This is a genomic window from Paraglaciecola algarum (genome assembly GCF_021532655.1).
GTDB lineage: Bacteria > Pseudomonadota > Gammaproteobacteria > Enterobacterales > Alteromonadaceae > Paraglaciecola > Paraglaciecola algarum.
This window is the reverse complement of sequence record NZ_JAKGAS010000005.1, coordinates 233,078-247,482: the sequence shown is the minus strand read 5'-3', so window position 1 is coordinate 247,482 and position 14,405 is coordinate 233,078. Positions and strand designations below refer to the sequence as shown.

Below are 14,405 nucleotides of genomic sequence, written 5' to 3'. Positions count from 1 at the left end.
TTTTATGGAAAAGAACGATGCAAATAGTGACTGAATTTAATCAATTAGCTAAATTACAAGGCGCGGAAACTCTTGCCAGCCGAGCGTTTTTAGCTGGCATGCCAAAGGCCGAATTACATCTGCATATTGACGGGGCGATTTCTCCGCAGATGATGTTTGACCTTGCTGAGAAAAATTCGGTCATTTTGCCCTACAAAACCGTTGAAGAAGTGGAAGCTGCCTATGAATTTTCTGATCTACAAAGTTTTCTTGATTTGTATTATCAAGGTGCCAGTGTGTTGCAAACCGAGCAAGATTTTTACGATCTGACTTGGGATTATTGCTTGCATTGCCAAGCTGATAATATTCTACATACTGAAATTTCTTTTGATCCGCAAACTCACACTGAGCGTGGTATTGCCTTTGATACTGTGATCAGCGGAACTTTGCGAGCATTAAAAGATGCCGAGCAAAAGTTTGGTTTAAGTTATAAATTAATGCTTAACTTTTTACGCCATTTAAGTGAAGAAAGTGCCCAACAAACCTTGCAAAGTGCCTTGCCTTGGGCAGAGCAAATTACCAGCATAGGGTTAGATAGTTCAGAATTAGATCACCCGCCCAGAAAATTTGAAAGGGTATTTGCTAAAGCTAGAGCTGAAGGCTTTAAAATAGTGGCTCATGCCGGAGAAGAAGGACCGCCCGATTATATTTGGCAAGCTATTCAATTACTTAAAGTAGATAGAATTGATCATGGTGTACGCGCAGATGAGGACCCTGCATTAGTAGAATATTTAATTCAACATCAAATCCCTTTAACTGTGTGTCCCTTGTCTAATGTGCGTTTATGCGTGTATGAAAATCTACAACAACATAATATTTTCAAAATGTTAGGGCAAAATATTCGAGTGACAGTCAACTCTGACGATCCCACTTATTTTGGTGGTTATTTAAATGACAACTTTTTTGCTTTAGCTGACGCCTTCCCTATGACCCAGTTGCAGGCTATTCAGCTAGCCCACAACAGTTTTACCGCTAGTTTTATTAGTGACCAACAAAAACAATTTTTTCTTCAAAAGCTCATTAGCTATGTAGAACAATTTAATGCTAAAGAGAAGTAATGTATGAACCTAAGATTTCCACCTGTGATTGAGCCGATTGCATCTAACGCAATTATTACGCCACGTAACTTTACTGAACTTGCTCAGCAAGTCATGGAATGGTGTGATGAGTTAGCTGGTATTTCAGCCACTGAACACGGCATTAGTCGTTTTTATATGACTAGAGAACATATGACATGTAACCAGCTGGTGCAGACATGGATGCAAATAGCTGGGATGACAACTTGGGTGGATCAAGCGGGGAATGTATGTGGTCGATATTTTGGTAAACCGATAGATGAATATCAAAGTGAGGAAGAGATCCAAACCTTACTGATAGGATCACACCTAGACTCTATTCCAAATGCGGGAAAATATGACGGGATTTTAGGGGTGTTACTGGCTATTGCTGCTATTCATTATTTACACCAAGAGCAAAAAGTTTTTAATTATCATATCGATATTATTGGCTTTGGCGACGAAGAAGGCACACGTTTTGGTAGTACTTTATTAGGCAGCCGAGCCGTGGCCAATACTTGGCAACCTGATTGGTGGCATTTAGAAGATAAAGAGCATATTACTTTAGATCAAGCATTTCACGATGTAGGTTTTGATCCGGCAAAAGTCGAGCTAGCCAGTCGTGCAGAAGATAACCTTTTAGGCTACTTAGAAGTGCATATTGAACAAGGGCCTGTATTAGAACAACATGACAGAGCGTTAGGCATAGTTACAGCAATAGCTGGGGCTAGACGTTTTCAGATAGAGCTAACGGGTTATGCGGGACATTCTGGTACTGTGCCAATGGATATGCGTCAAGACGCCTTGGTAGGCGCAGCCAATGCCATATTAACTATAGAGCAAGTCGCCAAAGACTATTCTGTGGTGGCGACAGTTGGGCGCATTGAATGTAAACCTGGTGCGGTGAACGTGATCCCAGGTAAAGTGATATTTACAATGGATATACGCTCTGATTATGATGATATGCGCGATATGGCTGTGAAAGAAATTCAAGGAAAAGTTCAGGCTATTTGCACCGCACGCAACTTAACCAGTCATTGGAATGAAGTGCATAATGCTTCGGCCGTGAAATGTGCCCCTTGGATACAAGAGTTGCAAGTTGATGTCTTAGAAAAAATGGACTTACCGCCAGTGAAGCTAATGAGTGGGGCGGGACATGACGCTATGGCCATTGCAGAGATTACAGATGTAGGTATGTATTTTGTGCGTTGTAAAGGTGGTGTTAGCCATCACCCAGATGAATTAGTTTATGTTGAAGATGTTGATTTGGCATTACGAGGTTTAGTCAATACCTTAGAAGCATTTAATGAAAAACTTGAACAACCAAAGTAATCTAATCCAAGTAAGAGAATTTATTGCTAACTTAGGAAGTACTTATTAATGGTCATAAATCTCTTATTACACAGAGAAGAATTTATTTTTGCCGTCAGCTTTGGCTTGGTACATAGCTTTATCTGCCTGTTCTATAAGTAACTCTTTATTGATACTTGCAATAGGGCTAATGCAACTCACACCTATACTAACAGTTACATATTTTTCGATACTCGAATAAAGATGGGGAATTTTCGCTTTGATTATATTGTTGATAATTTCCTGAGCTATTTTTTCAGCGCCAGCAATATCTGTGTCTGGCATCACCACAGCAAATTCTTCACCTCCGTAACGAGACACTAAGTCACCAGGTCGAGTGGCAGCGTTCGCTATTATACGGCTAACTGTCACTAAACATTCATCACCTTTGCCATGACCATAATTGTCATTGAATTGCTTAAAATCATCTACATCAATCATTAACATAGATAATGACTCTTTTGTGCGTATCGAACGTTTCCATTCTAACGAGAATACATCATTAAAAGTACGTCTATTAGCGCAGGAGGTAAGTGGATCCGTAGCGGCTAAATGTTCAAGATTTTGAATATGCCGGTGTAAACGAGCATGGGTGGTTGCTCTAGCTCGTAAAATGGGGATCTCGATGGGTTTAGTGATGTAATCGACTGCACCTAGTTCAAAGCCTTTTTGTTGATCCGCAGTCTGGTCTAAAGCGGTAGCAAATAAAACTGGAATTTTTTGGGTGATGGAATTACTTTTTAACTTTTTGCATACTTGATACCCATCCATGTCGGGTAGCATAATATCTAAAATAATCACATCTACTGTGGGATTTTCAATGGCTAGTTTCAATCCCTGCTCTGCTGAAGTGGCAAAGGATACATCAAATTCTGGACTTAACGCATCTGCAATTAATTTGACTGTGGTGATGTTGTCGTCAATCACTAATACTGAAAATTTAGTCATTAATATTACTCATCCTTAATAATTAATAGCCATACTACAGGTATGTATTTATATTAAAAATAATTATTCTGCAAATAAAAATGCACAGAGGTGGTTATGAAGGATATTTTTGATTCACTGTTCCGTTCCGACTATATGCCACATGGCCATTGTTATATGTGGAAGCCTGAAATCTTATGGCTAAATGTTGTTTCTGATGTACTTATAGCTTTCGCATACTTTTCTATTCCAGTGGCGATTTACTATTTTGTAAAAAAGCGCAATGACCTTGAGTTTAAAGGTATATTTATTTTATTTTCTCTATTTATATTATGTTGTGGCATAACTCACTTAGTCAGTATTTTTGTTATTTGGCACGGTACTTACGGAATTCATGGCCTATCTAAGCTTTTGACCGCAATCGTGTCTTGTATAACTGCGTATAAGGTCTACCAGTCTATGCCAATGGCCTTAAAATTACCCTCTGAGCAAGATCTTAAAGTGGCATATGAAGTGGCACATCAGGAAAAACTAGAAAGAGTTAGGATAGAGAGCCAAAGGCAACAAGAGGCGATGTTAAGGGAGTCGACCGAAAGTTCTCATGTGGGAATTTTAGTGGTTGATAAAGAAGGTAAAATTCAAGTCGCCAATGATGCGGCAGTTAATATTTTTGAATATACAAAGGAAGAGCTGGAAGGCAATAACATAGATGTTTTAGTCCCTACAAAACAAAGAAACTCCCATCACAATTTGGTTAAGAGCTTTTTTAACACCAAGCAATCAGAAATGTTGATGGCGTCTGATAGAACCGTCACTGGGGTAACGAAATCTGGTCGTATTATTCCTATAGAGGTCAGGCTTAATCGTCGTGACCATGCGGGAAAGCCCCTAGTGTTTGCTTCTTTTCAAGACATTTCAGAACGTATCTTGGCACAGCAAGCCTTTCTATCCAGCGAAAATATGACCCGAAGTATTTTAGAATCCCTGCCTATAGGATTGCATATTTTTACTTTAAAAAATGATGAACTGTATTTGACTCAGTTTAACCCCGCGGCCGAGAAAATTTTGGGATTTGAGCATCAAGCATTAGAAGGAAAAACTATAGAACAATGTTTTCCTGATGTAGTGGGCACTAACATACCAACGGTTTACAAAAGGATTGCACGGGAAGGCGGGCACTGGAAAGATGAGTCCATTGCTTATAATGATGGCAAGGTAGCAGGGATTTTTGAAGTGACTTGTTTTCAAAGTAATCCCAATACGGCCATTGTATTGTTTGAAAATGTAACTAAAAGTCGTGCCGCGCAACAAGCGATTAGAGAAAAAGATGACTTTATTCACGCTGCTTTTAACGCTTCGGTCACAGGTGTGTATATCTACAACTTACAAACTGAGTTGATTGAATATGTCAATCATAGTTATACCGCTATTTCAGGTTACACTTTAGATGAAATTAATCGGTATTGTGAGAGCGGTGACTTTTTAAGTCTAGTGCATGAACAAGATCATCAAGTCCTCAAAGAGCACTCTGAAAGAATAGAGTCTGCTATTGACCCTCAGTTAGTGTTTCAAGTTGAATTTCGGTTTAAACATAAAGATGGGCATTGGATTTGGTTCTTATCACAAGATGTGCAGTTTTCTCGTGACGACAACGGCACAGTAACCAAAGTAATGGGCAGCTTTTTAGATATAACAGAGTTAAAACACATGCAGCTCAATTTAGAAGAGTTAAAAAATACTGCAGAGCAGGCGAGCCAGGCTAAAAGCGAGTTTTTAGCCAACATGAGTCACGAAATACGTACTCCAATGAATGCTATTTTAGGCTTAACCCATTTAGTGTTAGATATGGAGTTAGGTGACAAGCAGTATGAATATTTGAGTAAAGTTGAGGATTCGTCGAAATCTTTGTTAAATGTATTAAATGATATTTTAGATTATTCAAAAATGGAGGCTGGAAAGCTTTCAATTGAAAATGAGCCTTTTGATATAGAACAACTAATTGAAAATTCAGTGGGTTTATTTGTACTGTTAGCAGAAGAAAAGTCTATAGAATTGGTAATAGAACTGCAGCCAGATATTAAGAAAATGTACGTAGGTGATCAACTCAGATTAAGCCAAGTATTAAATAATCTAATTGGCAATGCCCTTAAATTTACCGAAACAGGGCATATTAAATTATCAGTTAACACTAGTGCGCATAACAAAGGTTTGGTGTTTGCTGTTGCTGATTCTGGAATTGGTATGTCTGAAGAACAGTGTAAAAAATTGTTTGAATCATTTACCCAAGCTGATTCGTCTATTTTACGCAGGTACGGTGGCAGCGGTTTAGGCTTGTCTATTTGTAAAAGCTTGGCTGAGCTAATGAATGGGAATATCAGCATAACGAGCCAGTTAGGTGAGGGCAGTACTTTCTCTTTGAGTGTGCCCATACAGCCAGCTAAAAAACTTCAAATGGTTGATTCCACGACTCTGCAGCCTATGCGCACCTTAATTGTTGATGATAACCAGCTAAGTTGTGCCGCATTAAGCCACTTAGTGAAAAGTTGGGGATTTGCCGTAGATACTTGCACAAGTGGTAGTAACGGTGTGCAGTTGATGAATCAAAGTATTCAACTTTCTATGCCTTATGAGTTAGTGATAGTGGATTGGAAAATGCCTCAGTTAGATGGGTTAGAATTTATTCGAATTATCCAAAAACAAGCTGAACTTAAACAAGGCTCTGAGGCTAAAGTGGTATTGATGAAAAATGGGGAGGAGCATGAATACTTGCAAAGGTTTATTTCTGACCAGCACATAGATGCTTTTATTGATAAACCCATTTTAAATTCTAAATTAAGGCGTTTAATTGCTCATTTACAAAATGAACAGCTTCCTAATATTAATATTCAGGCGCAAAAACCTAAATTAGATATACCTAATTTTACTGGTAAACGGATACTGCTTGTTGAAGATAATGCGACTAACCAATTGGTAGCGACTGAGTTTTTAAAGAAATTTTGCATTGACATAGAAGTCGCAAATAATGGAAAACAAGCCATTGAATTAGTCGAAAAGGAGAGTTTTGATCTCATTTTAATGGATTTGCAAATGCCAATTATGGATGGTTATTCTACGACTAAAGTTATTCGAGGGTTAAATAAAGGAGCGACTATTCCTATTGTGGCTATGTCTGCAGCCGTAATGAAATCAGATATAGAAAAAGTAAAAAATTCAGGTATGAACGGGCATATCGCTAAACCAATAGATATTGAAAAATTAGGCAAAACCTTAAGTGTTTGGTTAGGTGAAACTAAGCCTGACAAGGACTCTCTGTCTAAAGTAAAAACTATCCCAGCGGACATTATCTGTCCTGAAAGTTTCGAAATCAAGAATGCATTACAAAGACTAGATAATGATCCTAATCTTTATCAAAAGGTACTGGTAAGTTTTTATTGTGAGTTTGAATTTTTTCCTGAAAAGCTGAAAAGTTTATCAGAATCAAATGACAAAGTGACTTTGCAGCGCGTGGTTCATAGTTTAAAAGGCTTATCTCGTGCAGTAGGAGCAATACAATTGTTTAGCTTGGCAGAGAAGGTTGAAAAACAGCTTACTCAAAATGACTACTCAGTCAAAGTTGAAGAATTAGCCGACTTGTTGCAAGCAGATCTTAGACGAATTAAAAAGGTGTTGCCGACTAAAGAATTACCTAAGGTAAACTCTGTTAATAATACTTCTTCTATCGTTATGCAATTGAAAAAAAGTGATTTAATTGAAAAACTGAAGTCGAGAAAATTTATGTCCTTGGATGATTTATCACCCTATATGGAAAGTTTAGCAATATACCTTTCACAACATGAATTAGACGCATTAACTAAAGCAGTGGCAGAGTTAGATTATTCGCTAGCAATTAAAATTGTCACTCAGAAGCTTTAATAAAGCCTATTCTGAGTAGTATAAATGTTCTCTTCTCAATGTTTAATTTTGCACCAGTGGGTAAGGGAGTCTTGTTCGATGAATTAAGTAACTTGGCTTCTATGTATGGACTACTTACTGTTTTAGTTGGCACCAGTGCAGCTTTGCTGGAATCATACATAGCAATAATATTAAGTGTTTTCTTGCGTTTCTTGATTAGGTTGTTCCATAAAATACACATGTTTTTTCTTCACTATACGTTGCACAATTTCGTCTAAACGCTTTTTATTACCTGCATTTAATTCTCTGCTTTGTAACTCAGTTAAAAACTCTAAGGTTTTGATTTTGTTAAACTCTGTTAATTCTGCATCTACCATGCCTTGCAATAGATTTAGGCTAAAAGCTAACTCTCGTGGAAATAATTTATAGGCTTGATAAAAATCTTCGGTTGCCTCCATATATTTTTTCTTGGAGAACTTTTGTAGGCCAATTTTATTGAACTCTAATGCCATTGGCCTTCTTTCTCCTATGGCCTCTTCCCCTTTTGCTACCATCATAGTATTAATGGTTTTACTGTTACCTTCGTCAATATTTTTTAATTTTTCTTTACTTAGCTTTAGGTATTCTTTGGCTTTTTCAGTATTGCCTATGTTTCGCCAAGCGTGAATAGCATCGGTAATGGTAGATATTTCAGCTTCGTGTAAGTCTGTCATGCCAGGCCTGGATAGAATTTCATTAGATTTAGCTAAGTTGCCTTCTAAAAAAGCTGCGGTAGCCAGCATGTAATCTTTTTTTTGTGCCATGGCTGGGTCGGATAGTTTTCTTCCTGCCGCGCCAATTAAAAACTTAGCTACTTGAATATCGGGGGTGCGGTCGTTACCCGTTTTAAGTTCGGCTTCAGTTAGATAGCAACGAGCTAAATCTAACGAAATTTCATCGTATCTTTCTCTAATCGAACGATTGGACTCGCGCTTTTTCTCAAGCAAGTTAATTGCATCTTCACCTTTTTGTTGAGATTGATAGATGTAGGCCTTTAAGCGCGCAGCAGGAATAGATAATTCACCTTCACGAATTTGGTGCATGTAATTTTCAGCTTTGCTGTACTGGTTATTACTGATACTAATTCTTGCTAACCATTCACAGGCTTTGTCATTGGTGAGTTGAGATTCGGTTAAATCGTGTAGTAGGGTTTCACTTTCTTCAACCTGTCCATCTAAGAATAAATTCTGGATCAGTCCCCATTTTGCCCAAATAACTTTATCTGAACGTTTAAGTATATCTCTGTAATGTTCAGCGGCTTCTGTGTGTCGTTCAAGCTTGGTTAAGATCCTCGCTCTGAGTTTGATTAAAGCACTTTTAAGTTTTGGTCGAGAGTTTTCGTTCAATAAAGCATCTAAAACAACCAAAGCTTGTGGGTAGTTATCCTCGTCCATCATTTCATATACTGGTTTCAAGTAATGATGTAAATTCAAACAATTAGAAATATTTTTCATCAAATTTCGAATGGTATAAGGTTTAACTATTAAAGCTTCTGGGTGAACGTCAACTATTTGCCCGATGATCAAGGGGAGTCGATCGGATGTCACAAACATAATGCAGGTAGAATGGTTTATATATCCTTGTTGCTGCAAATCTTGCAATACTTCAACGCCATTTTTATTTTGGCCAAGATGAAAATCCATTAACAATAAGTCGAGTCTTTTGTTCCGCATATTGGCTTTAAGTTCGCGACCATTACTAAAGCAGCCTATATCGTTAAACCCCATATCTAATAAGTGGTTACGCAAGTTTGCTCTAGCCATTCCGTTGTCTTCAACTACCGCAACTTTTATTTTACTAAATGACATAAAATGGGATGATTCCTAGAAAATAATGCACAAAATATTAACCACTTAAGCATAACAGACTCGATTTATAAAAATAGTAGTCATTTTTATAGTAGTTATAGATATCAGATCATTAGTATATAACCTCCATTCTAGATTAGTAACGCCTGTAAACCACACTCTTTTTGCCCCTCTCTGCGTTACTTATCATGGGTTTAGAGCGACTAGACAACATAATAAGTGCCTTGATAAGAACAAAAATAGAATGACTTACCCTAGCTAATAAGAAGTGCAATTGTGGTAGCGTAATGAATACTTAAGGAATCAAACAAAAATATAATTTTTCGACATTCCTAATCCAGAACAGAGGTTATATAGTTGTATTTATTGTATTTAAAAAGTGGGAGGTTAGGTGTTAGGCGTTACTTTTCAAATATTACAAACCCGAGACCGAGCAAAAATTGGTTATGCGAGTTTAAACAAGCCTAAAGCATTTAATGCGATAGATGAGCAAATGATTGTTAGCTTAAAGTCTACTTTAGAAGCCTGGCAGTCAGATCCAGAAATTATTATGGTTTTGATTGATGGTGCAGGAGACAAGGCTTTTTGTGCCGGTGGTGACATAGTGGCTATGTATCATGCTATGCAAGTATCAAATAAACTAAAATTATCCCAAACGAATTCATTACAGTCGTTTTTTACCCAAGAGTATCAGCTAGATCATCTAATCCATACCTTTACAAAACCCATATTAATGTGGGGGAATGGCTTGGTAATGGGGGGAGGGCTAGGTTTGCTGAGTGGGGCTAGCCACAAAGTTGTAACTGAAAATTCTCGCTTGGCTATGCCCGAAATTAATATTGGTTTATATCCCGATGCGGGCGCCAGTTATTTTTTAAACAAAATGCCCGCTGGTAGTGGATTACTGTTAGGTCTAACAGGTATGAGTATAAATGCTGCTGACGCTCTATATACAGGTCTAGCTGATTTTTTTATATCTCATGAATCTAAGTATAAATTAATTGAAAAGTTAAAAAGCACTGAGTGGCTAGGTCAAGATGCGGCTCACACCTTAACGGATATTTGTCAAAATTTACAAAATCAGCACATACCTCAATTACCTAAACATCAATTAAAACCACACCAAGATTGGTTAATTGAGCTTACCCAAACTCAAGATGTAGAAGAGGCAACACAATTTATTTTGGCAAAAAATCAGCAATATGATTGGTTAACTCAGGGAATGACTAATTTGCAAAAAGGTTCACCTTTATCTGCTCACTTGGTATTTCATCAATTGCAAATATCTAACGCTTTCGATTTAGCAGAATGTTTTAAAATGGAGCTGAATATGTCTTGCAAATGTGCTGAATATGGAGAGTTTCAAGAAGGTGTGCGTGCTTTATTGATTGATAAAGATCATCAGCCTAAGTGGAAATTTAACACCTTAGCGGGTGTAACTAAGTCTACAGTAGACTGGTTCTTTGAATCCATTTGGGATGAAAGTGATCATCCCCTTGCTGGGTTAGGTAATTAATTTAATGGCAGGTTGTTTAAAAGAAGGATCACATCCAATTGTCATTCCTGCGACGTTTTTTAGGTAAATAAGTAATGACAATGCCAAACAACACGCTAACGATAACCAAAATCCCTCCTCGAGTTAACCATTCCATTTCTGCACTTTGATTATAATTATCTAAGGTTTGTTGAATTTCGGCTTTGGTTTGCTCTGAAGCGGTGAGCAAGGTTTTAAGTGAACTAATTTCAGCGTTTAAGTCAGAAATTTTTTGGTTAAGTATGTCATTGTTAGTCAGCTCTTGTTGTAAGTCTAATTGATGCTGTTCAACCTGTTGTTGTAAACCTGGTACTAATTCTCTGACACTACTGTCTTTATTAATAAAATCAGCATTAACCCAACCTTTGCGGTTTTTTTCGTCGAGTATTTCGGCGAAGTTATTTTCTTTATCTAATTTTAGGAGCGTAACTTTTGCGCCTGCGGTAACCGAGCCTAAAATTCTAAAGTTAAGTCCAGGGCCTGCATGCAAGTAGGTAAATAAATCGTCTGAAATATACCGAACATCGCCTTGGTTAGCCGAATTTTCTTGGGCGATTAACTGTAAGCTAAAAAAACAGCTAGTGACTATCAAAAATAAAAAAACGATTTGCTTACGGATCATTAAAAATCTACTCCTTAAATTCAACTATAGATGGTATTGCTTGACTAATAGAAAGGCAAGTATCTATTTGGAATACCACTGTTGACTGATACCAATTATTTACTGTAATTGGTATAACGTAAAAGATTGATCCGTTAATACTGACAAGTTATGGTGGGCAAGGAATTTTTTTGATTGTTAAAAATATGGAACACGAAATAGAATTAAAGTTGCTTGCGCCAAATAATGCAGGTGAAGTAATTGAAAAAAGTTTTTTACCCTTTTTAGACGGTAAATACGTTAAAGAAACCTTTGAGTTAAGTAATTACTATTTTGACACTCCAGATAGAATCTTACGTAAAAATGATATTGGCTTACGGATAAGGGGCAATGGTCAAAACTTTGAGCAAACCCTTAAAACGGCAGGTACATCCGTAGGCGGTTTACATCAAAGGCCAGAGTTTAATGTGCAACTAGCTAATCGAGATGGTGATTCTGAAATAATCCCTGATTTGGCTTTATTTGAATCTACCGCATGGCCCCAAGATTTTGATGTGGAAAGTACCCAAACTCAATTGTCTACGTTGTTTTTAACTCGCTTTATTCGTACTAGTTATTGCTTGGATTTGCCTCGTGCGTGCCAAGTGGAAATGGTTTGGGATCGAGGTTTGATAACGGCCAACGGACAATCTAAAGTAATATGTGAAATAGAACTCGAGCTTAAAAAAGGCCAAACAGAGGATTTATTTGACCTTGCAAGGTTACTACTTTCATTTATGTATTTGAGCATAGGAAAAGACAGTAAAGCTGCGCGGGGATATCGCCTCGCAGATTTGATGTCAGTACAAAAACCTCAGCTAGATTTAGGTATATTGAAAACCCACAACAAGTTGCACAACTGCCAATTTATTCAGTTAGCAGAACAATCGCTAGATTGTTTGCAGTACTATTTAGATTCGTTGGCTATCACTTATTCTCGTGTTAGTGTCAGAGAGTTTATTGCATGCTTGTCGGGGTTAGAAAGTCTATTTGAGCAATTTGGGAAATATAATTCTAGCGATGTTTTTGCAAGCATATTGCTTAGAATAAAAACGTTACATGAAGATATATCTAAATTGTATAGTGAACTGGAAAAACAGTCTAATGACAAGGTCTACGAAACTAAAATATCAGAGCTGTTGTTTCAATCTAAAACGACTCAATTGCAGTTAGACATAGTTCAATTAGTAATAGAAGAAAATTGGCAACCGTTAAGCATAAATTGAATGATCGCATATAGCAAAAAGTTCTGAATAATCATGTTTTGTGTCTTTACTGGAATATGTATTAAGGTGGAGTATATGTCTAGGAATTGTTTATTTTTGAAACTAGAAAATAAAATGATTTTAAATATAACAATAAAGAAAGGCTAAGACCTTTTAAAAATATGTCCTATCTTCTATACACGTATTAAAGATTGGGATTTAACCCTACAAAACAAACAGGAGCGCCAATGAAAGCGTCTGATTTATTTATAAAAGCTTTAGAAGCCGAAGGTGTCGAGTATATTTTTGGCATACCAGGTGAAGAAAACTTGGATTTATTAGAATCTATGCGAGATTCTAACATTAAACTTATTTTGACTAGACATGAACAAGGCGCTGGCTTTATGGCCGCTACTTATGGTCGTTTAACTGGCAAAGTAGGTGTATGTTTATCTACTCTAGGCCCAGGTGCGACTAACCTAGTGACCCCTGCCGCATATGCACAATTAGGCGCTATGCCCATGTTAATGATCACTGGGCAAAAACCCGTAAAAACCAGTAAACAGGGCCGATTCCAAGTAATTGATGCAGTTGACATGATGCGTCCAATTACTAAGTACACAACTCAACTAGTGAGTGGTGATCGTATCCCTTCGGCTATTAGAGAAGCTTTTAGATTAGCCCATGAAGAACGCCCTGGTGCAGCTCATATAGAATTACCTGAAGATATTGCCGCTGAAAATACAACTGCGCAACTATTAACTGCCAGCGTATCTAGACGCCCAATTGCTGAATACAAAGCAATCAATAGAGCGGCAGCCATGATCCATGATGCCAAGTCTCCTCTATTACTAATTGGTGCGGGGGCAAACCGTAAATTAACCTCTAAGATGTTACGAGAGTTTGTGGATAAAACAGGTATTCCTTACGTTACCACTCAGTTAGGTAAAGGTGTATTAGATGAGCGTGATGATTTGTTTATGGGTAATACCGCTTTATCATCCGGAGATTTTGTACACAGAGTAATCGATAGTGCTGACTTGATCATCAATGTGGGCCATGATGTAGTAGAAAAACCACCTTTCTTTATGAGCCATGACGATATTCGACAAGTTTTACATATTAACTTTGAACCCGCTTCGGTTGATCCAGTATATTTTCCTCAACTAGAAGTGTTAGGTGATATTGCCAATAGTATTTGGCAAATTAAAGAACAAATTAGTCCTAATCCAACTTGGGATTTCTCTTTCTTTACAAAGGTTCACCAAGCTTACCTTGAGCATAAGTCTGAAAGTGAAAATGATGATCGCTTCCCTATCTTACCTGAACGTTTTGTGCGAGATATCCGCGAGGCCATGCCAGATGACGGTATAGTGACATTAGACAATGGTGTATACAAAATTTGGTTTGCTCGTAACTATCACGCAGCCTTACCAAATACTTTATTGTTAGACAATGCATTAGCCACTATGGGCGCAGGTTTACCGTCAGCTATGGCAGCTAAAATGGTACATCCGACTAAGCCTGTGATCACCGTTTGTGGTGATGGTGGATTTATGATGAATAGCCAAGAGTTAGAAACAGCTGTTCGTTTGAACCTACATATAGTGGTGATTATTTTACGTGACGATGCCTATGGCATGATCAAATGGAAACAAGCCAACATGGAGTTTGAAAATTTTGGTTTGGATTATGGTAATCCCGATTTTGTAAAATACGTAGAAAGTTATGGTGGTAAAGGTTGGAGAATTGATTCTGCAGCGGGCTTATTGCCCCAAGTTCAACAATGTTTAGCAGAGCCTGGTGTGCACTTAATTGATGTGCCAGTAGATTACACCTTGAATGACGAAACCCTGAATAAAACGCTTCGTATTCGAAGTGAAGCAGTTTAAACCAGATACTAAGACAGGAGTAATT

The 14,405-nt window shown here is 37.6% G+C and carries 9 protein-coding genes; 6 read left to right on the top strand and 3 right to left on the bottom strand.

Going from position 1 to position 14,405, the window contains the following annotated elements; translation table 11 throughout:
* The first annotated feature begins 17 nt into the window (after positions 1-17).
* Together L0668_RS11315 and L0668_RS11310 are read left to right on the top strand one after the other, a co-directional pair.
* The gene (locus L0668_RS11315) at positions 18-1,097 is read left to right on the top strand and encodes an adenosine deaminase (RefSeq protein WP_268820319.1); all 1,080 of its coding nucleotides are present in this window, start codon (positions 18-20) and stop codon (positions 1,095-1,097) included.
* A gap of 3 nt (positions 1,098-1,100) precedes the next feature.
* Positions 1,101-2,426 carry an allantoate amidohydrolase gene (locus L0668_RS11310; protein ID WP_235312662.1) on the top strand — a complete coding sequence of 442 codons (1,326 nt, stop codon included), beginning with the start codon at positions 1,101-1,103 and terminating at the stop codon, positions 2,424-2,426.
* A gap of 66 nt (positions 2,427-2,492) precedes the next feature.
* On the opposite strand, the gene L0668_RS11305 is transcribed toward L0668_RS11310, so the two are convergent.
* Positions 2,493-3,392 (bottom strand): diguanylate cyclase, encoded by a 900-nt coding sequence (locus tag L0668_RS11305; RefSeq protein WP_235312661.1) that lies wholly within the window; start codon positions 3,390-3,392, stop codon positions 2,493-2,495.
* A gap of 96 nt (positions 3,393-3,488) precedes the next feature.
* Between L0668_RS11305 and L0668_RS11300 the strand changes: the two genes are divergently transcribed.
* Positions 3,489-7,283, top strand: a complete 3,795-nt coding sequence (locus tag L0668_RS11300) for a PAS domain S-box protein (RefSeq protein WP_235312660.1) — start codon at positions 3,489-3,491, stop codon at positions 7,281-7,283.
* A gap of 170 nt (positions 7,284-7,453) precedes the next feature.
* Here L0668_RS11300 and L0668_RS11295 read toward each other — a convergent pair whose 3' ends face one another.
* Positions 7,454-9,109, bottom strand: a complete 1,656-nt coding sequence (locus L0668_RS11295) for a response regulator (RefSeq protein ID WP_235312659.1) — start codon at positions 9,107-9,109, stop codon at positions 7,454-7,456.
* Between the two features lie 391 nt (positions 9,110-9,500).
* Here L0668_RS11295 and L0668_RS11290 point away from each other — a divergent pair, with 391 nt between their 5' ends.
* Entirely contained in the window at positions 9,501-10,625 is a 1,125-nt protein-coding gene (locus L0668_RS11290; RefSeq protein ID WP_235312657.1) for an enoyl-CoA hydratase/isomerase family protein, read from the top strand.
* A gap of 28 nt (positions 10,626-10,653) precedes the next feature.
* Here L0668_RS11290 and L0668_RS11285 read toward each other — a convergent pair whose 3' ends face one another.
* Positions 10,654-11,265, bottom strand: a complete 612-nt coding sequence (locus tag L0668_RS11285; protein WP_235312655.1) for a TIGR04211 family SH3 domain-containing protein — start codon at positions 11,263-11,265, stop codon at positions 10,654-10,656.
* A gap of 170 nt (positions 11,266-11,435) precedes the next feature.
* Here L0668_RS11285 and L0668_RS11280 point away from each other — a divergent pair, with 170 nt between their 5' ends.
* Complete coding sequence (locus L0668_RS11280; protein ID WP_235312654.1) at positions 11,436-12,509, top strand: CYTH domain-containing protein; 1,074 nt, start codon at positions 11,436-11,438, stop codon at positions 12,507-12,509.
* Positions 12,510-12,736: 227 nt separating this feature from the next.
* Positions 12,737-14,380 (top strand): acetolactate synthase large subunit, encoded by a 1,644-nt coding sequence (locus tag L0668_RS11275; protein ID WP_235312652.1) that lies wholly within the window; start codon positions 12,737-12,739, stop codon positions 14,378-14,380.
* Positions 14,381-14,405: the final 25 nt, after the last annotated feature.